The organism is Psychrobium sp. 1_MG-2023 (genome assembly GCF_030689115.1).
Taxonomy (GTDB): domain Bacteria; phylum Pseudomonadota; class Gammaproteobacteria; order Enterobacterales; family Psychrobiaceae; genus Psychrobium.
On the sequence record NZ_JAUYVJ010000010.1, the window covers coordinates 15,443 to 41,338 of the forward strand.

At 41.1% G+C, this 25,896-nt stretch carries 19 protein-coding genes; 5 read left to right on the top strand and 14 right to left on the bottom strand.

Annotated features, from left to right (window positions below):
• Positions 1–91 precede the first annotated feature (91 nt).
• A complete protein-coding gene (gene nadB, locus Q8W26_RS07000) occupies positions 92–1,699 on the top strand; it encodes an L-aspartate oxidase (RefSeq protein WP_101214732.1) in 1,608 nt (535 codons plus the stop codon).
• A 6-nt stretch (positions 1,700–1,705) separates the two neighbouring features.
• Here the strand turns inward: nadB and Q8W26_RS07005 are convergent, their stop codons facing one another.
• Together Q8W26_RS07005 and Q8W26_RS07010 are read right to left on the bottom strand one after the other, a co-directional pair.
• Positions 1,706–2,170, bottom strand: coding sequence for a protein YgfX (locus Q8W26_RS07005; protein WP_153071507.1), 465 nt, complete (start codon positions 2,168–2,170; stop codon positions 1,706–1,708).
• A gap of 91 nt (positions 2,171–2,261) precedes the next feature.
• Positions 2,262–2,522 carry a succinate dehydrogenase assembly factor 2 gene (locus tag Q8W26_RS07010; RefSeq protein WP_101214734.1) on the bottom strand — a complete coding sequence of 87 codons (261 nt, stop codon included), beginning with the start codon at positions 2,520–2,522 and terminating at the stop codon, positions 2,262–2,264.
• Positions 2,523–2,931: 409 nt separating this feature from the next.
• Here Q8W26_RS07010 and Q8W26_RS07015 point away from each other — a divergent pair, with 409 nt between their 5' ends.
• Complete coding sequence (locus Q8W26_RS07015; protein WP_101214735.1) at positions 2,932–3,783, top strand: thymidylate synthase; 852 nt, start codon at positions 2,932–2,934, stop codon at positions 3,781–3,783.
• Between the two features lie 149 nt (positions 3,784–3,932).
• On the opposite strand, the gene lgt is transcribed toward Q8W26_RS07015, so the two are convergent.
• The 3 genes from lgt to rppH form a co-directional block, all read right to left on the bottom strand.
• Complete coding sequence (gene lgt / locus Q8W26_RS07020; RefSeq protein ID WP_101214736.1) at positions 3,933–4,736, bottom strand: prolipoprotein diacylglyceryl transferase; 804 nt, start codon at positions 4,734–4,736, stop codon at positions 3,933–3,935.
• Between the two features lie 10 nt (positions 4,737–4,746).
• Entirely contained in the window at positions 4,747–5,565 is an 819-nt protein-coding gene (locus Q8W26_RS07025; RefSeq protein ID WP_305472891.1) for a sulfite exporter TauE/SafE family protein, read from the bottom strand.
• Positions 5,566–5,652: 87 nt separating this feature from the next.
• On the bottom strand, positions 5,653–6,156 hold the full coding sequence (gene rppH / locus Q8W26_RS07030; protein WP_101214737.1) for an RNA pyrophosphohydrolase: 504 nt from the start codon (positions 6,154–6,156) through the stop codon (positions 5,653–5,655).
• A 794-nt stretch (positions 6,157–6,950) separates the two neighbouring features.
• On the opposite strand from rppH, the gene mutH reads away from it, so the two are divergent.
• Positions 6,951–7,619, top strand: coding sequence for a DNA mismatch repair endonuclease MutH (gene mutH, locus Q8W26_RS07035; RefSeq protein ID WP_101214738.1), 669 nt, complete (start codon positions 6,951–6,953; stop codon positions 7,617–7,619).
• A 567-nt stretch (positions 7,620–8,186) separates the two neighbouring features.
• A complete protein-coding gene (locus Q8W26_RS07040) occupies positions 8,187–10,238 on the top strand; it encodes an FAD-dependent oxidoreductase (protein ID WP_101214739.1) in 2,052 nt (683 codons plus the stop codon).
• A 97-nt stretch (positions 10,239–10,335) separates the two neighbouring features.
• On the opposite strand, the gene Q8W26_RS07045 is transcribed toward Q8W26_RS07040, so the two are convergent.
• Positions 10,336–10,899 carry a GspH/FimT family pseudopilin gene (locus Q8W26_RS07045; protein ID WP_101214740.1) on the bottom strand — a complete coding sequence of 188 codons (564 nt, stop codon included), beginning with the start codon at positions 10,897–10,899 and terminating at the stop codon, positions 10,336–10,338.
• A gap of 185 nt (positions 10,900–11,084) precedes the next feature.
• Between Q8W26_RS07045 and Q8W26_RS07050 the strand changes: the two genes are divergently transcribed.
• The gene (locus tag Q8W26_RS07050) at positions 11,085–13,073 is read left to right on the top strand and encodes an ExeM/NucH family extracellular endonuclease (protein WP_101214741.1); all 1,989 of its coding nucleotides are present in this window, start codon (positions 11,085–11,087) and stop codon (positions 13,071–13,073) included.
• A gap of 31 nt (positions 13,074–13,104) precedes the next feature.
• Here the strand turns inward: Q8W26_RS07050 and Q8W26_RS07055 are convergent, their stop codons facing one another.
• The 8 genes from Q8W26_RS07055 to Q8W26_RS07090 form a co-directional block, all read right to left on the bottom strand.
• Complete coding sequence (locus tag Q8W26_RS07055; protein ID WP_101214742.1) at positions 13,105–14,382, bottom strand: hybrid sensor histidine kinase/response regulator; 1,278 nt, start codon at positions 14,380–14,382, stop codon at positions 13,105–13,107.
• On the bottom strand, positions 14,379–14,981 hold the full coding sequence (locus Q8W26_RS07060; protein WP_101214743.1) for a chemotaxis protein CheB: 603 nt from the start codon (positions 14,979–14,981) through the stop codon (positions 14,379–14,381). Before Q8W26_RS07060 ends, Q8W26_RS07055 begins: the two co-directional genes overlap by 4 nt.
• Positions 14,944–15,777, bottom strand: a complete 834-nt coding sequence (locus Q8W26_RS07065) for a protein-glutamate O-methyltransferase CheR (RefSeq protein ID WP_101214744.1) — start codon at positions 15,775–15,777, stop codon at positions 14,944–14,946. Before Q8W26_RS07065 ends, Q8W26_RS07060 begins: the two co-directional genes overlap by 38 nt.
• Positions 15,767–20,038, bottom strand: a complete 4,272-nt coding sequence (locus tag Q8W26_RS07070) for a response regulator (protein WP_101214745.1) — start codon at positions 20,036–20,038, stop codon at positions 15,767–15,769. Before Q8W26_RS07070 ends, Q8W26_RS07065 begins: the two co-directional genes overlap by 11 nt.
• 242 nt (positions 20,039–20,280) lie before the next feature.
• Positions 20,281–20,988: a phosphate signaling complex protein PhoU gene (gene phoU / locus Q8W26_RS07075; RefSeq protein WP_101214746.1), complete on the bottom strand. Its 708-nt coding sequence runs from the start codon at positions 20,986–20,988 to the stop codon at positions 20,281–20,283.
• A gap of 18 nt (positions 20,989–21,006) precedes the next feature.
• Positions 21,007–21,825 (bottom strand): phosphate ABC transporter ATP-binding protein PstB, encoded by an 819-nt coding sequence (gene pstB, locus Q8W26_RS07080; protein ID WP_101214747.1) that lies wholly within the window; start codon positions 21,823–21,825, stop codon positions 21,007–21,009.
• A gap of 27 nt (positions 21,826–21,852) precedes the next feature.
• Positions 21,853–23,508 carry a phosphate ABC transporter permease PstA gene (gene pstA, locus Q8W26_RS07085; RefSeq protein WP_101214748.1) on the bottom strand — a complete coding sequence of 552 codons (1,656 nt, stop codon included), beginning with the start codon at positions 23,506–23,508 and terminating at the stop codon, positions 21,853–21,855.
• 83 nt (positions 23,509–23,591) lie between these two features.
• Positions 23,592–25,835, bottom strand: a complete 2,244-nt coding sequence (locus Q8W26_RS07090) for an ABC transporter permease subunit (RefSeq protein WP_101214749.1) — start codon at positions 25,833–25,835, stop codon at positions 23,592–23,594.
• Positions 25,836–25,896: the final 61 nt, after the last annotated feature.

Sequence of the window (25,896 nt, forward strand, 5' to 3'; positions counted from 1 at the left end):
CTTATTTCACTAAATTCAAATACTTTTTATTAGGTAAAAAAGTGCATTTTGGCTTATATTATAGGCCATCGCTTATTTAGCTAAAAAGATCATGAAAGACGCTATTGAACATTACTGTGACATCTTAATTATTGGCAGCGGCGCAGCAGGCCTTACTCTGGCGTTACAAGTCGCTCAATTTGCTAAAGTGACCGTATTAAGTAAAGCACAATTAAATGACGGTTCAACATTTTACGCCCAAGGGGGTATCGCTGCCGTCTTTGACAAAAAAGACAGTATCGAATCCCATGTTAATGACACCTTAATTGCAGGCGCAAATTTGTGCGACCGTCATATTGTTGAAATGACAGCACAGCAAGCAAAGTCTTCATTGGAATGGTTGATCGATTGTGGCGCTGATTTTGATCAGGAAATATCAGCCAAAGGTGAACAACGTTATCATTTAACGCAAGAAGGTGGTCACAGCCATCGCCGTATCCTTCATGCTGCTGATGCCACTGGTAAAGAAGTTCAAACCACGCTACAAAATCAAGTGACCAAGCACCCAAACATCACCATTCTTGAGCGTTACAATGCCGTTGATTTAATTACGTCTACTGAGCAAGACAGCAAACGTGTTATTGGTGCTTATGTGTGGAACCGTCAAGATGAACATGTTGAAACGATTTACGCCAACCATATTGCGTTAGCAACAGGCGGTGCCAGTAAAGTGTATCAATACACCAGTAACCCCGATGTTGCCAGTGGTGATGGTATCGCTATGGCGTGGCGCGCAGGTTGTTCAGTGGCTAATTTAGAATTTAACCAATTTCATCCAACGAGTTTGTACCACCCGCAATCCAATAACTTTCTGTTATCTGAAGCCCTGCGTGGTGAAGGTGCGGTATTAAAACGCCCTGATGGTTCACGTTTTATGGATGATTTTGATACTCGTGGTGAGTTAGCACCGCGTGATGTCGTCGCCCGTGCCATTGACTATGAAATGAAGCGATTAGGGGTTGATTGTCTGTATTTAGATATTAGTCATAAAACCGCTGAGTTTATTACCGCGCACTTTCCGACAATCTATCAACATTGTTTATCATTAGGCATCGATATTACTAAAGAACCTATGCCTGTTGTCCCAGCGGCTCATTATACCTGTGGTGGTGTCACTACCAATGATCGCGGCGCAACGGATATTTCTGGCTTATACGCTATTGGTGAAGTTGCCTACACCGGGTTACACGGCGCTAATCGTATGGCAAGTAACTCATTACTCGAGTGTTTAGTATTCGCTAAAGCCGCCGCTGAAGATATTCAAAAGAACTTCATCGCTAACACGCATGACATCACGATTGCTCCGTGGGATGATTCACAAGTGACCGATTCTGATGAAGAAGTTGTTATCCAACATAACTGGCACGAACTACGGCTATTTATGTGGGATTATGTTGGTATCGTCAGAACTGACAAGCGTTTAGCCCGAGCCAAAAGCCGCGTTGAATTGCTTCAATCTGAAATCCATGAGTACTATAAACACTTTAAAGTGTCGAATAACTTACTCGAATTAAGAAATTTAGTGCAAGTAGCTCAGCTAATTATTGATTGTGCAATTGCCCGTAAAGAGAGCATAGGCTTACATTACAACCTTGATTATCCAGAGCCGCTAGAAAAGAGTCAGCCAACAGTCCTAACGCCATCGCATAAATCTGATTGAGCTCGTTTAAATCTGTTGCCGTCTTAAGCGAATAATACGACATAGACGGCGATAACTTGTATCATCCACCATATCCGGCCAGATAAGTATTTTTAACTTATTCGAATCGAGTTCATGTTCACTTATGTAAAGCACACAACACCAAGGAACAATAAAGCTTTGTGCTAATAATTGGCCTTTATTCAGCACAATGGCCTCTGTTGAATCATTCAGGAAGTCAATCTCACCAATATCATTAACTTGGAAGTTAGGCGACATTTGTTTGTTCTTTGCCACAATGAAATAGCTTAATAAGCTCTGTATTGCAAAACCAATAACTGCTGCCTGTGTGGCTAAAAACAGCTGATGGAGAATTAGGAACATAACAGCGTTGATCAGTGTGAACAAAACAAGCTGAAAACGATGAGCAATCACTGACGATTTAACAATGATTAGGTATTTAGAGTAGCGCTGCATTGTGGTCTCAGACAATGAATTCAGCCATTAACTATAGAACAAAAAAAGCCTGAGATTAAAAAAAGCCCCTGCGGGGCTCTGTTGATTACCAACTCGCGGTTAAAGACTAAACTTTAACGCGGTTTACAATATAGGTCATCATTGCTTGTAATGCAGGGTCGGAGCTTTTTTCATGTCCCATCGCCCATGCAAATAAATCAGGATCGTCACACTCTAATAAGCGTTCAAATGTCGCTTTATCATTGTCGTTTAATTCATCCCAAGCATCCTCAACAAATGGCATAAACAACACATCTAGCTCTAACATGCCGCGACGACAAGCCCAACGTAAACGTGGCTTATCTAATGAAGGTTTTACTGTAGTCATAAAAATTTCCCCGAAAAAAGTCAGTTAACTATACTGCTTATGGTGCTTTAATACATGGACATAGATCATGTTCACTGGCTATAGGCCTGAGTATGTGAATAACCTAAAATGCAGCTGACTTATTTAAACTAAATCACGCCGCTACTTTACCGAATGTTGACACAATATTCATCATTAGAAATCATTTTTTACAGAGTTAAATAAAAACTTAAGTCGAACTAGCCATAAAACTAAACTTCAAACACTAAAGGTGAGTCAGGGTCTCCCCTTTATTATTTATGGAAAAAAGAACTAACAGTTATTAGCTAAAAATCGGTAAGATATGACTAAATTTTTACTCGACGCTCAATGAATCAACTCGGCTGATAAAGTCGCTAATTGAATCTATTGACTGTTTAAAAGAGATAACATGAAACAATACTTAGATTTGTGTCAGCGCATCATTGACACAGGAACATGGGTACAAAATAAGCGTACTGGAATCAAATGTTTAACCGTGATCAATGCCGATCTAGAATACGATGTAGCAGCCAATAAGTTCCCAATGATCACTACGCGAAAAAGCTATTATAAGGCCGCTATTGCTGAATTACTTGGCTATTTACGCGGTTATGATAGCGCCGAGCAATTTCGTGCGATTGGTTGTAATACATGGAACGCTAATGCCAACGAAAACGAAGCTTGGCTTAATAACCCTAACCGTAAAGGCGAAGATGACATGGGCAGAGTTTACGGCGTTCAAGGCCGTGCTTGGATGCGCCCAGACGGTAGCACTGTCGATCAGCTAAAGAAAATTATCGACAATCTATCAAACGGCATTGACGATCGTGCTGAAATTTTAAGCTTCTATAACCCAGGCGAGTTCGACTTAGGCTGCCTCCGCCCATGCATGCATACGCATCATTTCTCTTTACTGGGCGACACACTCTACCTCAACAGCGAGCAAAGAAGCTGTGATGTGCCACTAGGGTTAAATTTCAATCAAATACAATGTTTTGTGTTACTGGCATTAGTGGCGCAAATCACTGGTCACAAAGCCGGTAAGGCCTATCACAAAATCGTAAATGCACACATTTATGAAAATCAATTAGAATTGATGCGTGATGTGCAGCTCAAACGTGAGCCATTTGAATCACCACAATTGCGTATCAATCCTAAAATTAAAACCTTGGGTGACATTGAATCATGGGTAACTGTTGATGACTTTGAAGTTATTGGCTACGAATGTCATGAGCCAATTAAATACCCGTTTGCGGTTTAGACAGTCATTGGCATAAAAGTGCATCCACATCAATCGTTACTCATCACTCATTAAAGAGTGGTTCGTGCATAAAAAAGGCTAGCAATACATTGCTAGCCTTTTTCGTTAATACTCATTTAACACTATTGCTAAGTAGCAATTAAAGAAACTTATTTAGCTTCTGAAGTCGCCGCTTGCTGATAGCCTCTAAAAATTAAAAAACCACCCAGTAATAACATTGGGATTGTTAATAATTGTCCCATGCTTAAATTAAATGTTAATAGTCCTAAATGCGCATCTGGCTCACGGAAGAACTCGACGATAAAGCGACAGACACCATAACCCAATAAGAATAAACCACTAACAGCACCTAATGGACGCGGTTTTTTACTGTATAAATAAAGCACAAGGAATAAACAAAAACCTTCCAGCAGTGCTTGATAGAGCTGCGATGGGTGCCTTGCAAGCGGTCCGCCACCGGGGAAAACCATTGCCCAAGGTACATCAGAAGTCCGTCCCCATAACTCACCATTGATAAAGTTGCCAATGCGACCAAAACCTAGCCCTAACGGTACTAGAGGCGCGACAAAATCACCTAATTCTAGTAACTTTTTCTTCGTTGAACGGGCAAATAAAAACAGTGCAGTGATCACACCAATCAGGCCACCGTGGAATGACATACCCCCTTCCCATACTCTAAATAAATACAGCGGATCATTTAGGAAGTAGTCAAAATGGTAAAATAAAACGTAGCCCATACGGCCACCGATAATTACCCCGATAAAGCCATAGAATAATAGATCACTGACTTGTTCTCGGGTCCAGCCAGAGTTAGGTTTATCTGCACGTGCGTTACCTAGCATCATCGCACCCATAAACCCTAATAAATACATGAGGCCATACCAACGTAATGCCACTGGCCCAATACTGAATATCACTGGGTCTATTTGAGGAAAGTGTAAAACTTCTTGCACAAAAGAATCCTTATCCGATTAAAATTTTTGTTCCGACTACAAAGAGTAACACAGCAAAACAGCGCTTTAATACTTTAATCGGCAATCGTTTGGCTACTTTTACACCAAGTGGCGCAGTAAAAAGAGAAACCGAGATGATCCCTACTAATGCAGGTAAATAAATATAGCCCAAACTCCATTTCGGTAAAACAGCATCAGTATGTAACCCTGCCCACAAATAGCCCATAGACCCCATCAACGCAACAAAGAATCCCCCCGCAGCAGACGCGCCAATAGCCTTACGCATATCAAGCTTAACTACCGAGGTTAAATAAGGGACCAGCAACACTCCACCGCCAATGCCAAGTAAACTAGCGATACCACCGATAAAGACACTTACAACACTCAACTGCACTTTCGCAGGTTTAACATCAGTCGACAGATCCTGCTGATTGTTTTTAGAACCAACCCACATCTGAAGTGACATTAACAAAACAAAGCAGGCAAAAAATAACTTTAAGATCTCACTAGGAATCAAATCGGCAGAATAGCCGCCAACCAGAGCGCCAAAGCCAATGCCAACGATTAAGACCGAAACAAAGTGGTAAGGAATATTGTCCGCGCGATGATGGGCGAGTAAGGTTGAGATAGAAGTCAGTAAAATAGCAGCGAGTGAGGTGCCTAAAACCATTGGCATCAATACGGGGTCAGTAACTCCGGCAAGAGGTAATAACGCAAGTAATACAGGGACAATTACAAGCCCGCCACCGATTCCAAGCATACCTGCGAGAAAGCCAACCACAGCACCAAGAGATAGGCAAAGCAATAAAATTTGTAACGCGATATCCAAGACGGTAGTCCTATTCGATCCAATGCGCCTATTCTACTGTAAGCGCTCAGGATTAACTACAGACCAAAGATTAAAACGGGTTAAAAATTAACTTCTGAAAATACTGTCTTTTTTTGAGATTGGCATACAGTGCCCAACTAGTTCTTTCATTGCTTTGCGGTAGACTTCTCGCTTAAATGAAATTACCTGGCGGACAGGATACCAATAGCTAACCCAACGCCAATCATCAAATTCTGGGTGGTTTGAATGAAGTAAATTAATACTGCTCTCTGGACTCACTAGTTTTAATAAAAACCAACGCTGCTTTTGGCCAATACACACTGGTTGGCTATCATGGCGAATCATTCGATTAGGGAGCTTATAATGCAGCCATGATCGGGTTGAACCAAGAATTTTGACGTCATTAGGTTTTAAACCAACTTCTTCATACAATTCTCGATACATTGCTTCTTCTGGAGATTCGCCTTGATCAATCCCTCCTTGAGGGAATTGCCAGGAATGCTGGCGATAACGGCGAGCCCACATTACTTGGCCATGACCATTACATATAATAATACCTACATTAGGGCGATAACCATCAGCATCTATCATGGTTTTCCTTAGTCATGCACAATACGCATGAACAATTGTTTCTATACTGACTACCTTATAACAGACAATCAATTAAATTGATACAAACTTCATCCCAAATGAATAACTAATACCCAAGCCTCCTATTTATTAACAATTACAGCCAATCCCAACGATCGTTATTAACTATTTCTGTGGATATCATTGTGAAGATCGCACTTGAAAGCTTATTTATCCAACAGGCATTACATTAGCAATCCCTAAAAATCAAACTTATCACCAACTAGCACATACAAACAAAAAATTTAAAATCAATAAGATAAATAGATACCCACAAGTTACCCCGATCTATCAACATTAATATTTATCTTATTAGAAATACTTTTTTATCCCCTTTAATAGCCAGTACAAAATTTAACCACATACATATTGTATCCACAAGGATTGTATTAATTTTGCATAAATGTGACTTTTTTTAATCAAAAAAGCGATTTTTTTATATTTTATTACCAAAACAAGTTATATAAACTAAGTTATCCAATGATTCTGTGGATATCTATGTGAACTATCCACGTTTAGTTGATTATTTAACTCACCAAAGCTTATTCTCGCATCAACCACTATAATTAATTAACCTCAAACCATTGATAAAAATAGACTTTAAGATATTATCAACAATAACCACCAACCTTGGTATGAAAAGTAACCAATAGGCATGAAAGGACTCTCCTTTAACTAACCAACAAAACTAGTTCAACATACACTCGAATTAATACATACTGCTTTGTATATAACGATACAAAGACTACCCAACCATGATATTACCTCCAATGAGTGAACAAGAACTTTTAGCTAAAGCCGATGCAATTGCTGGACTTTCATTAGCGCAGCTCGCCATGCAAATGGGACTAGACGTTCCAGAGAGCTTGCGACGAAACAAAGGTTGGATAGGTAATTTATTAGAAGTTGCGCTGGGTGCTAGTGCAGGATCAAAGCCAGAGCAAGATTTTCCACACCTTGGCGTTGAGCTAAAAACAATTCCAATTAATCGCTTTGGTAAACCACTGGAAACAACTTTTGTGTGTATCACACCATTAATCGGTATTACTGGTATCCAATGGCAGCAGAGCAATATACGTAATAAGCTAGCGAAAGTATTGTGGGTTCCTATTCTTTCAGAAAAAGAACTCGCGATCGGTGAACGACAGATAGGTACACCTTTTTTATGGCAGCCCTCAGCCGAACAAGAGTCATTATTACAACAAGACTGGGAAGAAATTATGGAGTTAATTACTCTGGGTAAAATAGAACAAATCAGTGCCAAGACAGGACAAGTAATGCAGCTTAGGCCTAAAGGCGCTAATTCTAAAGCATTGACCGATGCAATTGGTGAAGATGGCAGTAAAATAAAAACGCTGCCACGGGGTTTCTATTTAAAGATTCCCTTCACCCAACAGATTTTGCAGCAACAGTTTAATTTGTAACAATCACTTCCTCTGCGTTAAATCGAATTCCTATACAAAAGCTTTTCTGGATAGCCCTTCCCGTCGTACCGGCATGTTGTTAGCCGGTATCTTGCTGTACGACTAATTCAGCATCAAGCCTTACACCAAGTGCATAACCAAAAGCACTTTAGGGTAATCCTCCCCGTCGTACCGGCATGTTGTTAGCCGGTATCTTGCTGTGCGGCTAATTCAGCATCAAGCCTTACACCAAGTGCATAAACAAAAGCATTTCAAGTCATCACTATAATTCATTTCATTTAGCGACTATATTTTAAACGATTCATGAATAATGTTGAATTGCTGAACAAGTTAACGTAAAGTTCAAATACACCAATCAAACACTAGTTTGAATAATAAAAATAAAACCTCACTACATGAGGAGCAGCTCAACTGATGGTAACTTCACATTAGTGCTTTTAGACTTAGGTTCTTAACCCAATAACAACCTAGGTGAATTGTTCAATAGCGCTTTGATATCAACCATCAAGTTAATAGCTTATTAATCACATTGATATTGGTCATATCAATAGAAGAATTGGAGCAATCATGTCAGCACAGCAAAATACGCCACAACAGCATTTCCCCCATATGCTAAGCCCACTAGATTTGGGCTTTACCACGTTAAAAAACCGTGTACTAATGGGGTCAATGCATACCGGACTTGAGGAAGAAAAAGGTGGCTTTGCCAAGCTCGCGGCATTTTACGCTGAACGCGCTAAAGGCGGTGTTGGGCTAATCGTCACAGGCGGTATTGCTCCTAATTTTCGAGGTCGAATAGCTCCTCATGGCTCACAACTTAGCTTTTCATGGCAAACAGCAAAACACAAACTAGTCACTGATGCGGTACATCAAGCTGGCAGTAAAATTTGTCTGCAAATTCTCCATACTGGTCGCTATGCTTATCACCCTTTTAATGTAAGCGCGTCAAATATTAAAGCACCGATTAACCCATTTAAGCCTCGTCAAATGAGCGAACGTCAAATCAAGAAAACGATAAAAGACTTTGCTTCAACCTGTTATCTAGCGCAGAAAGCAGGCTATGACGGTGTTGAGATCATGGGCTCTGAAGGTTATTTAATTAATCAATTTTTATGTGCCCGAACCAATCAACGTCAGGATAAATGGGGCGGCAGCTATCAGAACCGCATGCGTTTAGCATTAGAGATTGTCCAGGCTTCGAGAAAGAAAGTCGGTACAGACTTCATCATTATCTTTCGCTTGTCTATGCTTGATTTGGTCGAGCAAGGCAGCACTTGGGATGAGGTTGTTGAGCTAGCAAAAGCACTTGAACAGGCCGGTGTTACTATCATTAATACAGGTATTGGCTGGCATGAAGCAAGGATCCCTACGATTGCCACATCAGTTCCTCGTGCAGCTTTTAGCTGGGTTACCGCAAAAATGAAAAAAGAAGTATCGGTGCCTTTAATTACGACCAACCGTATTAACACACCAGAAGTGGCAGAAGAGATCCTCAGTCGTGGTGATGCTGACATGGTATCCATGGCAAGGCCTATGCTAGCAGATGCCGAATTTGTTAATAAGGCTGCTCGTGGTGAAAGTGAAGCAATTAACACCTGTATAGCCTGCAACCAAGCCTGCCTCGATCATGTCTTTAAACAAAAACGGGCGAGTTGTTTGGTTAACCCTCGCGCTTGTTATGAAACAGAATTAAATTTTGAAAAAGCCCACAAAGCAAAAAAGCTCGCGGTAATTGGTGGCGGTATGGCGGGGATGGCATTTGCCATTTATGCTGCACAACGTGGCCATCAAGTCAGCTTATTTGAAGCGAAAGATCAATTAGGTGGTCAATTTAACTTAGCTAAAAATGTCCCGGGAAAAGAAGAGTTTGTTGACTCATTACGCTATTTCAGCTCTGAATTAGAAAGACAAAACATTGATGTGCACCTCAACAGCCCTCAGTCGGTAGACAGTTTAAAGAAAGCCAGTTTTGATGAAATTGTTTTAGCCACTGGGGTAACTCCACGTATTCCGAGTATCGAAGGTATTAATCACCCGATGGTGTTCAATTACCAACAGGTGCTAAATGGTGAAGCTAAGATTGGCCAACGCGTTGCAGTATTAGGCGCAGGCGGTATCGGCTACGACGTTAGTGAGTTTTTAACAGAAGCAGGTGAGTCACATACCGTAAACTTAGATTTATGGCTAAAAGAATGGGGAATTGATACTGAAATAGCTCATCCGGGTGGTATTGAAGGTGTTAAACAAGTACAGCCAGAGTCAGCACGACAAGTTTTTTTATTGCAACGTAAAGCGGAACGCTTTGGTAAAAGCTTGCAACCGACCACGGGTTGGATACATCGCGCAGCATTAAAGAAGCGTACTGTTGAAATGATTGGTGGTATCGACTACATCAAAGTTGATGATGATGGCTTACACATCAATGATAATGGAGAAACTAAAGTGTTAGCTGTTGATAATGTCGTGATTTGTACTGGCCAAGAGTCACAGCGAGAGCTCGTCGATGGACTCAAAGAGTCCGGCATTCCAGTACATCTCATCGGTGGTGCTGATTTTGCCGGTGAGTTAGACGCCAAACGTGCTATCCGTCAAGGGGCGGAATTAGCAGCGACCATTTAGCCTCTCAGTTCGTAGCGCTAGCTCTTCACTGCTAGCGCTGTTCTTGCAACTTTACCAAGCTACCAAACCAAGCCTCATTACCAACATAGTTCAGAGACTAACAGGTGATAACCGCCCCCTCACGATCTTCATGAAAGCCATCGTTATCGCTATCAACCGACGCTCTTGCACGACCAGGTCGATTAATAATTATGGCGCGATTATAGAATTGTTCACTCCCTGCTAAACATACGCGAAACGTACCATTATAATAATTTGTCCAGCCACGAGCTGAGTACTGTAAAAAATTACGGCTACGAAATGACCGCCATGTCACTCTAAGGTTCGGATCCTCAATATGATTAAACCGGAGTATTCGATCATTCCCATTGATCTTGCGATCTCGATTATGGTCAACAAATAATAGCTGCCCTAAATGCCAATCACGACCACACCTAATGCCATCACTTGATGCACAAAGCGTGACATAAGCATTATTTTTGATAGCCATTTGTCGGGCGAAATAACTTAGTCCAATAAGCCTATTGACGGTACTTGTAATGAGATTACGCTTTAACAACCCACCAAACGCGGGAATAGCACCGAGCAATAAAATACTCATAATGCTTAGTACAATCAATAATTCAAATAAGGTCGTTCCACGGTTTAACTGTTTCATCATTTACTCCATTAAATGTATATTCATCAGCAGAAAAAAATTATAGTTAAAATTTTTTATTTCACCGTTTAATTTGTAACGATATTTCAAGTGATTTAGTTCACATAACACCTGCCATATTGCAGATAGGCGCATTGGAATTTTTAAAACGTGATAGGCTTAGGTCAGAATTTTTATGGATATTAGAAATGAAACTAAAAGTATTAATAATCATATCGTTGCTTATGCTATCCGTGAGCACAATTGCGCAAGCGAAACGCATTGAAACTACAACCATTATGGCATTGCAAGGCTCTGGAGAATTCTCTCCTTTCACTAAGCCCAAGCAAAAAATATATCAGTCAGCACAGCAGTTTAAGGTTTCTGGTGTCATCACTCATGTCCAGCCACAAGCGCTAGGAGAAGACTTACCACAAGGTTTCTTTTTGCAGGATGTATACGGGGACAATAATCCACTAACTTCCGACGCTATTTTTGTCGTGAGTAACAATAAAAATATTAAAAAAGGTCAAGTTGTTTCTGTCACAGGTCATGTTGCTGAACACTATGGTTGGACTCAGTTTAAAGCGAGAAAAATTAACCATACTAACACCTCAAAAACACTTAATGCTGTGCCATTAGTCGCCCTAAGTAGTGATAAAAATTTTAGCCAGACCCTTGAACGCTATGAAGGTATGCTAGTCAACATCACTGAACAATCCGACCTATTTGTCAGCCGTAGTCTTAGTTTTGATCGCCAAGCACGCCGTGTGAATATGTCACTTGCCCATCAAGGTATCACTTACCAGCCAACGCAGCACTTTGCTCCGGGCTCTTCTGACTCTCATCATTTAAATAAAAAGAATCAACAGCGTCAGCTGATAATCGAGTCACACCAGTCTCAGCCTAAAGGCGTTGTGTCTTGGTACCTCGACTTTGCAAAATCAAACAGTCAAGGCAGCACGGACCACTATATCCGTATTAGTGATCAGGCGGTGAATTTAACTGGGGTTGTTGGTTATTCTTACAAGCAGTTCCGCCTTTATGTAACTAAGCAAGCCACTAAAGCCAGCTTCAAACACCTTAAACCACGTACCTCAGCCCCTGTAATCAAGCCGGCGACATTAAAAGTGGCCACGTTTAATGTCCTCAACTATTTCAACTCCCCTTTTGGTGGCGACAAAAATCCGAGAGAGCAAAGTCGTGGGGCACACTCTTTAGCTGAATTTAATCAACAAGCTCAAAAAATTGTTGCCGCGATAACCGCCCTTGATGCCGATATTATTGGTTTATTAGAAATAGAAAATAATGGCTATGGAAAAAACTCAGCTATTGTTGATTTAGTTACCCGCATTAATGCGACCCTACCACCAGCCAAACACTACCGTTTTGTTCAGCACCAACAGCAACAGTTTATCGGCACCGGTGCTATCACCAGCCAGCTAATTTACCGTCCTCAGGTGGTAACAAAACAACAGAGTCGTATCATTGAAATGCCTCAACAACACGCTCCGCGCTCAGGTAAAGAGTCGGGTAAAAACTTCATGCGTGATGCTTTGACCGTGACCTTTAATACGTTAACGACTCAACGACAGTTAACAGTCTCGGTTAATCATTTTAAATCAAAAGGTTCAGCCTGTTGGGAAGATGCTGCTTTACAACACTTTAAAGATCCTGATTTACAAGCCTCTTGTGAACACTTTCGCGTATCTGCAGCCTATCACCTAGGGAAGTCACTAGAAAAAATAAGCGGCCATAAGCTAATCATTGGTGATTTAAATGCATACGCACAAGAAGATCCTTTGGCGATATTAACCAAACGTAAAAGTACCTCTTCGCCACGTAAAATTACAGCGGCGAGAGACACCTATATTGGCGGGAATAAGAAAAGTGGAAAACCATTGCATGGAATAAAAGGGAAAGTGATAGAACAATCCTTTGGTTACCTCAACACCGTAGCAATGTTTCATCCGCAAGCCTATGGCTACTCTTTTTCAAATCACGTTGGTACGCTAGATTATATTTTGGCGTCACCATCATTACAGTCATTTATTGTTGATGCTACTGAATGGAATATTAATGCGGCAGAATCTTCATTACTAGAATATGCAAGAAAACATACTGGTAATAGGACTAAATTTAATGACCCATATCGTTCATCGGATCACGACCCTGTCATCATTTCATTAAATTTATAACATAGTGTTAGACGAGTGGGCCCAACACGGATTAAAGCCCGCTCGGAAATGTTAATTCAAACGTACTCCCTTTACCGAGTTCACTCTTGCATTTCACTTCACCATTAAACGTTTGTGTTGTTAGATTATAGACTATGTACATCCCTAACCCACTTCCCCCACAACCTCGTCTCGTTGTAAAAAATGGTTCGAAGATCATGTCACAGGTATCTTGACTCATACCTGCGCCATCATCGCTATATATTAATGAAATAACTTCATCTTCTTTCGCTAGATTAATGGTTATTTGTCCTTGCTTCTCACCATCAAAAGCATGGATCAAAGAGTTCATGACAAGATTGGTCACAATTTGCGATAGCGCACCTGGATTAATATTAACCTCAATTGTACTATCCCCTTCCACTGTCACATCAACATGAGAACGGCGTGTTTCAGGGTGTAAACTCATCACAATACTTTCAATATAATCGAGCAGGTTAAAATCACGAATTGTCTCACTTGATACATCAACCGCGACTAACTTAAAGTTTCTGATCATCTCAGAAGCTCTCTCTAAGTTAGTTAGAATAATATCAATCGACTGGTTGGATGATTTAATATATTTATCAAAATCTTGCCTAGAAAGTGTTGAGCTCATGACTGCACTACTGAACTCTTTTGACTCTTCGTGTAAATATGACGTTGCTGTAACGCAAACCCCAATGGGCGTATTAAGTTCATGAGCAACACCTGCAACAAGACGCCCTAACGAAGCCATTTTTTCAGATTCTACTAATTGATTTTGAGTTTCTAAAAGATTATTCAATGAAAGCTGTAATTCTTGAGTACGTTCTTTGACTAAATCTTCAAGGTTATCTTTATGTTGACGTAGCTCATCTTCGGCTTTCTTTTTAACCTTATAAGCTTCATCTAGTTCAATTTTCTCTTTATAGAGTTCAAGAAAGACCTCAACTTTGCTGCGCACAATTTTATCGTTAATCGGCTTAACTAAATAATCCACTGCACCACTGGCATAGCCTTTAAACTCAAAGGCTTCATCTCTGGCAAAGGCTGTAATAAAAATCACAGGAATGTGGGAAGTTTTAGGATGGTCTAATAACAACGAGGCAGTTTCAAAACCGTCCATTCCCGGCATTTGTACGTCCATAAGAATAAGAAAAAAGTCTTCTCGATGTGCTACAGCTAATGCCTGTTGCCCTGAAAATGCTTTCACAAACTCGATATCTAAGCTTTCTAATGTTCGCTCATAAACACGGTGATTATTTGGTTCATCATCGACAATGAGTAGTTTTGGTTTTGTGCTATTCATTCCACTCCCCCCTCAGCTAATGCTGTAAGCAATTGGCCGATTTGTAATAATGGTAAAACATAATCAACTTTTGTTTCAGCAATCGCAGCATCAGGCATATAGCGCTCTTGTGCTGTCTCTGGTTGTTGGACAATAGTAAGACCGCCGAGTTGCTTAATTTCTTTAAGCCCTTGAGTACCATCGCTGTTAGCACCGGTCAACACAACACCAATTAATTGTTCACCAAAACAACGGGCCGCGGAGTAAAACAGTACATCCACCGAAGGAATGGCATAACTTACGGGCGGGTCGACGTTAAGACTAAAATGTCTATTTCGTTCTATCAACAAATGATAGTTAGCCGGGGCCAAATAAATGAAACCCGCTTGAGCCAACTCGCCTACTTCAGCTTCTTTTACCTGCAAGTTAGATAACCTCCCTAGGTGTTCAATCAAAAAATTATCGCTATCAGAGGCACGATGTTGGACAATAATCACAGGCATCGGAAAGTCATTTGGTAGTTTCGGGAGTAATGTGGTGAGCGCATTAAGCCCTCCCGCTGAAACCCCGATAACAACGGCATCATACTTTTGCGAGCTTGCGGTAAATTCGTTGTTCATAACTAACACACTCAAACTCATCCTGAACTTTAGATAATGCCAATGTTTCTTTATCGCCCAATACCAAATAGCCGCGATGAACGAGACTGTTAGCAAAGAGCGTTAAAACTTGATCTTGTAGGTGCTGATCGAAATAGATCAGCACATTGCGACACACGATCAAATTCATTTGTGCAAACACCTGATCCTTCACGAGGTTATGATTGGCAAAGGTAATAGATGCATTAAATATATCATTAATTTTTGCATACTCATATTTTGCCTGATAATAATCAGCCAACGATCCTTTTCCACCAGCTTCATGATAGTTCGCGGTAAACTCCTGCATCTTTTCTACTGGGTAAATGCCCTGTTGAGCAACTTCTAAAGAACGATTGTTATAATCCGTTGCATAGATGCGTGTACGTTTTAACAAGCCTTCCTCATGAAGCATAATTGCCATCGAATATACTTCTTCACCTGTTGCACATCCCGCATGCCAAATATTCACTCTTGAATAAGTTCTTAATTGTTTAAACACTACCTCTCTAATCACTCTAAACACATGAGGATCACGAAACATATCTGTTACTGTAATCGACATGTCTTTTAAGAATAGTTCAAAAAATGCGGGCTCATGTAGAACTTTAGTAATCATCTCACTGGGTGAACTTAGATCTGATAACGCTAACCTGTTTTCAACTCGACGTTCTAAGGAAGCGCGAGAGTAATGTCTAAAGTCATAGCCGTAACGAAAGAAAATGGCTTCCAATAACAGATCAACTTCAAACACCCATAACTCATTTTTACTCGGCATGGTTCTCCTTAATTGTTTTAAACAACCACACTCGCATTATCGATAGCAGCTTGGTCAACTCGATAGGCTTGGTAAGATATTCTGAGGCACCAGCATTGAGCGAGCGTTCACGATCTTCAGGCATAGTTTTCGCGGTTAAGGCTATGATTGGAGTCGTGACATACTGCGGTAACTGCCTAATCTTTTCTGTCGCCTCATACCCATCCATTACAGGCATCATAGTATCCATTAGAATCAACTCAACATCATCAATCCGTTTTAATAAATCCAGAGCTTCTTGACCATGGTTAGCCATTTCAACATCAAGGCCTAGTTCGATTAGCTGTTTTGATAGTGCATAGATATTACGCATATCATCATCCACTAATAATATTTTCCGCCCTTTGAGCATCAAATCATCATCATGAACCATTCTTACTTGCTGCTGGTGTGTATCAGCTTTACTTTTTTCTAGGTCGTGTAGAAATAGAGATACATCATCGAGTAAGCGTTCAGGTGAGCCAACTCCTTTAATGACCACTGTTGATGAGTATTTATTTAATTCTGCTTGCTCCTGATCGTTGATATCGCGGGCGGTATAAATAATAACAGGAGGGATGTGACCATGTTGCTGTTGATTGATCGTTTTAAGTACATCAAAGCCACTCATATCAGGGAGTCCAATATCAAGAATAACGCAATCGTAATTACCGGTGGCGACTTCTTCGCATCCTTGTTGACCCGTCCCAACAGTCGTTACGTCAATTGCACTACTCTCTAATAATCGCTTGATGGCACTTTGATTGTTTTTATCGTCCTCAACACTCAACACGTGCTTCAATTTGTCAGCATCTAATTGCGAAATGTTACTTAATACTTGATTGAGTTGTTCAGATGAGACAGGTTTTGTTTCTAAGCCTATCGCCCCTAAACGCAGCATTTGACTTGCATTTTCTTCATGCGCTGACATGATTTCAACAGGAATATGTTTGGTCGAAGGGTTGGCCTTCAGTTGCTCCAATACTTGATAGCCGTCAATATCAGGTAAACTTATATCAAGAATAATGCCATTGGGTTGATAGGCTTGTGCTAAATAGATGCCCGTTCTTCCGTCGCCAGCAACTAAGCTTTTATAGCCATGTTCTCTAGCATAATCACGCAACACTTTAGCAAAGTGTTTGTCGTCATCGATAATTAATAATGTTTTAGAATCACTGGTTAAGTCATCACGATCATCAGGAATAAAAATTAAAAATGGTTGCCTCGCCCCCACTGAATCTTCGTTAGTAAACATTTGTGGAGGAGGTGTCTCTAATAAATCTTTAGTGGATTGCTGACCGTGATTTCTAGCGCTGTACTCATCCTGATAATAGCTTCGATGCTCTTCTCCCTCTTTAGCATCACTTGGAATAACCAATGGTAGATAAATGCTAAAGGTACTGCCTTGATTAATTTGACTGACAACATCAACCTCACCACCAAGCAGTTCGGTTAACTCTTTGACTATCGTCAGCCCAAGTCCCGTACCGCCATATTTCCTGCTAGTTGACCCGTCTTGCTGCTGGAAAGCTTCAAAAATATCAGCCAATTTATTCGCTTCAATTCCAATACCGCTATCAATGACTCTAAGTGCAATGACAGGCTGTGATTCTTGCTCTAATCGACCAAGTGCATCTTGTGGTTTAGCAAAGTCGATATCGAGGATGACATCACCATATTCAGTAAATTTCATCGCGTTAGACAACAAATTACGAATGACCTGTTCAAGTCGTTGACCATCAGTAATGATATTATCTGGGACGCTTGATGCCACATTGATAGTAAAGTTTAAACTACGACTTTGCGCGATTGGATCAAACATCTTATGTAAGCTTCGGCCAAAGGCTGAGATTGCAACACTTTCCCGGTGAATGGTTAACTTGCCGGCTTCTACTTTTGAAAGATCTAAAATATCATTAATTAGCGTAAGTAAATGGTTTCCCCCCTCAAAAATAACTTTAGCGTCTTCGACTTCAACACTGTCTAAATTATTATTTTTGTTATCAACTAGCCCTTTAGCAAGTAATAACAGACTATTAAGTGGGGTTCGTAGTTCATGACTCATGTTTGCCAAGAACTCCGATTTATACTTACTCGCCTGTGAGAGCTGTTCTGCCTTGCTAGCTAGGTCTTGCTTCGACGCTTCGATCGCTTGCTTTTGCTTTGTCAAAAACTCTTTTTGTTCAGCCAGCTCTTCGTTTGATACGCGTAACTCTTCACTTTGCTGTTTAAGCTCCTCTTCTGAAACTTTAAGCCGTTGGGTTTGCTCTGTTAAGTTCTGATTAGCCTCACTTAACTCTTGTTGTTGTTGCTGTAATTGCTCTGTAAGCGCTTGACTGTCAGACAATAACTTTTTGTTGCGTCGCTGGTTTTGCAGGTTATTAATAATAACCCCTAATGACTGACTGACTTGCCCTATAATTTTTAAATTGTTATCACTATAGTGCTCAAATGAGGCTAGCTCAATGACTCCGATTAAACACCCCTCGAATAAAATCGGTTCGAGTAATAAATTGAGCGGCGTTAACTCACCCAACGAGGAATTAATTTGAATGTAATCATCTGGCACCTGCGCTAGTAAAATACTCTTTTTCTCTTTAGCGCACTGGCCAACTAACCCTTCACCAATGATGATTTGTGACGCTATATTTTTACGTGCTTTGAACGCATAACTGCCAAAGAGGATAAGGTTATCCTCTGTGCGTTCAGGGCGTATATAAAATGTGCCGTGTCCTGATTGAGACATTTCAGCAAGCTTAGCAATGATATTGTCACATAGTCGTTCAAGGTCGGTTTCCCCTTGAGTTATATCTGTCACACTACTGACCGCATTTTTAAATTCATTTTGGGCAACAAGATTATCGTTTAATGATTGTAGATCAACTTCAAACTGTTTCTCTTGGGTTAAATCCCGTATAAAAGCCGTTAAGATAATTTCATTGCCATTATTTACCTCACCTATGGAAACCATCATTGGGAAGGTTGTACCGTCTTTACGCAGCCCGACCCACTCATGGCTAAAACTATTGAGTTGGCTGTGTGGTGAGCCCATGTATTGCGCAATTAGATCTTGTTCGCCTGACTCCCCTCCTTGAGCGATAAGAGCATTAATATGCTGATTAATGAGTAGTTCAGGCGGATAAAAAAACAAACGTTCGGTGGCTGAATTTACTGTTAAAATTCGCCCGTGCTCATCAACAGAAATGATCGCGTCTATGGCTGTTTCCATAATTGCTTGGGTGTTTTTATTACTTCTCTCGATTTGTTCAACACGCGCGACCATGTGTTTTTTCATCTGAAATAGTGCATTGCCAAGACGGTCTTGATCATTTTGTTTGTCGATTTCTATTTCATAATTGCCAGCAGCTATTTCATCTGCTTGATTAGCGATGGTATTGAGCGTCGAGATCATAGTATTGATGGAGACCGATAAATCACCCACTTCATCACGGGTCATTAATGCGGCTCGCGTTGAAAGGTCACCTTTAGAGATCTTCGAGGTTAGGTCACGTAAAGCGAGTATCGGACCTGTTAGCATTCGAGTCATAACATAAGAAATAGCCAGACCTAGCACCAGAGAAGTAAAAATGAATAAACCGATATTACGCAATGCTTGTTGCTCATGATGCGTGACTGCAATAATCGATTGCTGTGTAAAGCCTTCAACGGCTGCGATTAACTCCCTGACTTTATTTTTTATTAGCTGCTGTTCCGTGCGTATCTTTTCCAGCTGTTGCTGATACGTTAATTCATTCCATTGTGCTTGGCTGATGCCATCAAAAAAACGCCCTACATGATCGGTATACAGACGAAGATCTTGACCAATACTTTCAATGGTTCGAAGGCTCAGAGTAAGTTCGTGCTTCTCTTCACCTTGAGAGACCTGTTGCAATAAACTAGACAGTATTGATACCTGCTCCACTAACTCCTTATTCACCTCTTTGGCGAGATTCATAAACGCTTTACTCGACTCATAGAATTGAGGTGTTGTTTGGCTATGGCCCTCCATCTCTTGCGCGTAACGTAGCGATTGATTGAATATTAACGTTTGCTCCAATTGGCTTTTTTCGATCTGTTTAAGTAAACGGATTAAGGGCATATCAATATCTGAAATCTCAGAGACCTCAATACTAATCAAATTAATTTGGTTTAACGCATAACTGCCTACCCCAATCATTAAGCAAAGATTGAAGATAGCAATACCAAGAAATTTAAAGCTTAAAGGAAAGCGCCAGCTACCCATATTTAATTCTCACTCATTTGCGATCATTGAGTTATCAAATATAAGTATATGAAGAAATTTTAAAAAGAGGGACTGTTTATGAAAATACTCGATAGCCAACAAACAATTTAGTTTACTGTGCCAGTGCATTCATTGGCATGGCGCTTAGAGCTTGACTCGTCATCCTTGGCGTTTCCAGCTAAGGGCTGTAGGTATGATAAAAATAAATAGCCCTGAGTTTTTCAGGGCTTATCATTTGGCCATTAATCACGCAATTCTGCGATTTGTTCGGTATCTAGATGGCGAATGTCCTTACCTTTAATAAAGTAAATCACATATTCAGCGATATTTTGCACGCGATCGCCAACACGCTCTAATGAACGGGCAGCCCACATCACTTCCATCACGCTAGGGATCGCTCGAGGATCTTCCATCATGTAAGTCATTAATTCACGCATTAGACTTTCATACTGAGCGTCAATTAAAACATCCTTACCGTGTACTTCAAAGGCACAATCTAAATCCATGCGCGCAAAACAATCAAGCACATCATGTAATAGCGCGATGCAGTGGCGACCTAAATTTTCAAGACTCACTAATAGGTGTCCTTGCTTGCTCGCATTTTTTTCTAAAGCAACATTAGCTAGCTGCTTAGCACTATCGCCAATGCGCTCTAAGTCAGCAACGGTTTTTGAAATCGCGAAGATTAAGCGTAAATCCCCTGCTGCTGGCTGACGTTTTGCAATAATACGAGTACATTCTTCATCGATTAATACTTCGTAAGAATTCACCTTACGATCGTTATTAATCACTTGTTCGGCCAATGATTGGTTCAAGGTACTAATCGCCTCAATAGCATCGGTTAATTGCTTTTCGACCAAACCACCCATCATTAATACACGATTACGTATGTTATCCAGTTCACTATTAAACTGACCCGAGATGTGACGACGTAAATTTAAGTTATCCATTAATGTAGCTCCTCAGTGTTAGCCGTAACGACCCGTAATGTAGTCTTCAGTTTGTTTTTTGCTTGGTGTAGTAAACAACGTATTAGTATCGTTATATTCAATTAATTCGCCCATATACATAAAAGCAGTATTATCTGATACACGCGCCGCTTGTTGCATATTATGGGTAACGATCACCACGGTAAACTTCTGTTTAAGCTCAGTGATCAGCTCTTCAATCACCAACGTAGAAATTGGGTCAAGTGCCGAGGTTGGCTCATCTAATAGTAAGACTTCTGGCTCAATAGCAATGGCACGAGCAATGACTAAACGTTGCTGCTGACCACCAGATAATCCCAATGCGTTATCGTGTAAACGGTCTTTTACCTCATCCCACAGCGCAGCACCACGTAATGATTCCTCTACTGCTTGATCTAAGCGGCGACGGTCTTTTACCCCTTGTAGGCGCAGGCCGTAAACCACATTTTCATAAATTGATTTCGGGAAAGGATTCGGGCGCTGAAATACCATACCGACTTTGCGGCGCAAGGTAGCGACATCGACATGGCGATCAAAAATATTTTGCTGCTCTAGTAAAATATTTCCTTCGATACGACAGTTATCAATTAAATCATTCATCCGATTAAGGCTGCGCAGTAGTGTTGATTTACCACAACCCGACGGGCCGATAAACGCGGTCACTTGTCCTTTAGGAATACGCATCGATACATCAGATAATGCCTTCTTATCGCCGTAATATAAATCAAGGTTTTCAATGGCAAATGCCGTGTCAGCATCGCTTAAGTTGGCCAAATCCACTCTTGGTTGTTCGTTTGTTAGAGGTTCTAAATTAATCATTTCATTTGTCCTAGTGTGGTTCGCGGCCTAGTGCTCAAGCGAACGGTACTTCTCACGTAAATAGTTTCGAATGCCGATAGCTGTCATGTTTAACCCTATTATCACAGTAACAAGTAAAAATGACGAAGCAAAGACTAATGGTCGTGCCGCTTCAACATTGGGGCTTTGAAAGCCCACATCATAAATATGGAAGCCTAAGTGCATAAACTTACGCTCAACATGGATAAATGGGAAGTTGCCATCAATCGGTAATGCCGGCGCCATTTTTACTACACCCACCAGCATTAACGGAGCTACTTCACCTGCGGCACGGGCCACCGCTAGAATCAATCCGGTCATAATCGCTGGACTGGCCATAGGAATAACTACTTTCCATAATGTTTCTGCCTGCGTTGCCCCTAAAGCTAAGCTGCCTTGACGTAGCGAAATAGGAATACGCGATAGGCCTTCTTCCGTTGAAACAATAACCACAGGCAAGGTTAAAATAGCCAAGGTTAATGCCGACCACAACACACCTGGGCTACCAAAAACTGGCGAAGGTGATGCTTCAGGGTAAAAGAGTTCATCGATGCTGCCACCGAGAATATATACAAAGAAACCTAAGCCAAATACCCCATAAACCACTGATGGTACACCAGCTAAATTAATCACTGCGATACGAATGAATTTGGTTACTGTACCTTTCTTGGCATACTCGTGAAGGTAAATAGCTGCAACAACCCCAAACGGCGTTACGATCACCGCCATAAGTAATACCATAAAAATGGTACCAAAAATGGCTGGGAACACTCCACCCTCTGTATTTGCTTCACGTGGATCATCAACCACAAAGCTCGCCATCGCTGATAACCAATGACCAATCTTAGCAAAGATCCCCATTTGGTTTGGTAAATGCACCGCTAAAATACTGGATAAGCTCAGTTCAACAATCTCACCTCGCATATCGCGCACTTGAACTTTATCACGTTTAGTTTCAGCCCTTAGTTCAAACAAACGTTTCTCATGCACTAAATATTCATTGCCCAACTCTGTACGTTGTTGCTCAATGTCGGCTAGCACAGCTGGCGTTAGTTTATTTTCCAACTCAAGGCGGCGTTGCTCTAAACGTAAACCTTCTAATTGGTAGTTAATGTGATTAATGTTGCCGCTTTGCAGCTCATCTGCCTGCTCGTTTAATAACTCAACTCGCGCTAAACTTTGTTCTAATGCCGCTAATTTTGTTGCGTTATCCCCGGTTTTCAATTGGCCATCAACAACCACGCTGTCGATGTAACCATAGAAGTTTCCGTTTTTATTTCGCTCAAAAATCACTAAATCTGGATGAGCTTGTTGCTTAGTAATGGTATCGGCAAGAATCCAGCGAAAATCTAACTCAACAAACTCACGGTTACCGGTTTTTATCAGGATAGATTCAACTTCTTCAACGTCAGGAGCAATCACTTGACCATTGTCTCGTAAGCGTTGGGCAGGAATGCTATCTCGCTCATAAATCTCACCAATGACTTGCTCGGTGATGCCATTTGGCTGCGTTACATCAAACTGATAAATCGTTGATGGCCAAAAGTATACTAAGCCACGCCACGCGATTAATCCTAGTAAGCCAATTACTGCAATGAGGCTTAGGCTCACTGCACCTGAGGTTAGCCAAATCCACGGCGAACCACTTTTATACCACTGACCCATTTAACTCATACTCCCACATGGAATAGTCACTTTGTTGTGGCTTTCACCACACTGATTAAATATTTTTTTCATCATGTTACACATTATAAAGAACCGTACTTCTCACGCAGGCGTTGACGAACTAACTCAGCAATAGTGTTAAAGAAGAAGGTAAAGATAAACAATACAAAGGCGGCTAAAAACAATACACGATAATGTGTTGAGTCAACTTCTGACTCTGGCATTTCAACGGCAATATTTGCTGATAATGTACGCATACCTTCAAAGATGTTCCAATCCATTATTGGTGTATTACCGGTTGCCATTAATACAATCATGGTTTCACCAACCGCGCGGCCCAGCCCCATCATTACTGCGGAGAAAATACCTGGACTTGCAGTGAGTAATACAACGCCAATCAGTGTCTGCCAGCGTGTTGCACCAAGGGCTAACGACCCATTACTGAGGTGTTGCGGCACACTAAAGATTGCATCTTCAGTGATTGAGAAAATCGTAGGGATAACAGCAAAACCCATCGCAATACCGACAATTAATGCGTTACGTTGGTCAAAATCAATACCCAGCTCATTACTAATGAACATACGTGCGTCACCGCCCATCATGTGCAGTTCAACCACAGGGCTGAGGTTATAACAAAGATAAGATACCGCGATAATCACCGGGATTAATAACAGCGAGCTATACTCTTCATTGAGTAACTGCTTAATTCGCTGAGGCAATAAATAGTGAATATATGCACAGCCAACAATCGCTAAAGGCAAGAGAATAATTAGCATGAAAATAAACGGTAAGTACTCTTCAACAATCGGCGCTAACCATAAGCCCGCTAAGAAGCCTAAGATAACCGTGGGTAATGCTTCCATGGTTTCAACCGTAGGTTTGACAAAACGGCGGATGGCTGCTGGCATAAAGTAAGCGGTGTAAATTGCGCCTGCAATAGCGATTGGTACAGCAAATAACATCGCATACAACGCCGCTTTAATCGTTCCAAATGAAATAGGTACGAGTGATAACTTAGGCTCAAACTCATCACTGGCCGAAGTTGATTGCCATACATAATCAGCTTCTGGATACCCTTCATACCAAACCTCTTGCCACAATGCGCTCCACGTTACTTCTGGATGCTCATTTTCAAGCTGGTAGAAATCAACACTCTGCTCGCTTTGAAACATTAACGCATTATTACGTGGAGAGAACTGTAATAGTTGCGCCTGACGAATCAGCGAATGAGATAATAAGTCAGCTTCACTGGTGGTGTGGAACAAACGGAATTCATTTTTGTCAGTTAACACAGCAAAGGTTTTACGAAATGGTTCAGTTTCAATTTTCTTCACCGCACCATCAACACTAAACTCACGAACTCGCGTCATACGGCGGCCACGATCACTGCGCGTCTCAAACCATTGGGTCACAACGCCGTTGCTGTTACCCACTAAAATTGAACTGCCACCAGAGAGTAAACCGATGTCGGTGACTTGCGCATTAGGCTCATTAATCTCAAGCACCTGACGTGGCGCATCGAACTCATCAGCAAAAAGATCATAAATATACAATTGATTTTCGCTTAGAATAAACAATAGGCGCTGATCAGGTGTTAGCAATATCTTAGTTAGCTTGGCTGGAGTATTGGCAAACTGTTGCGTTTCTCCAGACCACTCAACCTCTTCTGTCATAAAATTTTCTTGCGCTTCTAATAAGCTGTAAACCAGACGGTTATCAGCAGTTAGCGCCACAATAGACATTTGCTCTTCATCTCGTTGATAAACAAGTTGTGTAAGCGCCTGCCCTTGCTCATCGATTTCAAGGCTTTGTTCACCTAAAGGGTAACGAACACCTGGTGATATGCTACGCACACCATCACTAAAACTGAGGCTAAAATCAGGTTGAGAAAGTAAGAATGAACCATCGGATAAACCGAATCCAACATCGTTAAGGCCTCGCGCAACGCTTGATACCTGTTGATTAGCACTAAGGGGTAAAGCAGAGGTGCTTTTAGCTGGGCTTGTTGGCAAAATAGGGTAAAAGGTTAAATCACCTTGTTGATTATAATAATAACCGATTTCATTGAGCTCATCGCTACCAAGAGCAACAACATCGGTAGATGATTCAAGTTGCTGTTGGTGTGACAATGACACGTCAGCATTTCGAAACACGGGCTCGACGACATACAGTAAATAACCAAAGATCATTAACAGTGTCATTAATACCATTAAACCGCCGAACGTGATGCTATAACGGGCGAAACGGTCTTTAAATAAACGTAGCGAACTATTTGAGCTCAGCGTTAACGGCTTATCTAGTGGGAGAGACTCCCTAACTTGAGACATTGGGTAAAATCCTGAATTACCATGAAATTGGCTAGATAATACCTTGTCAATATGACACTAA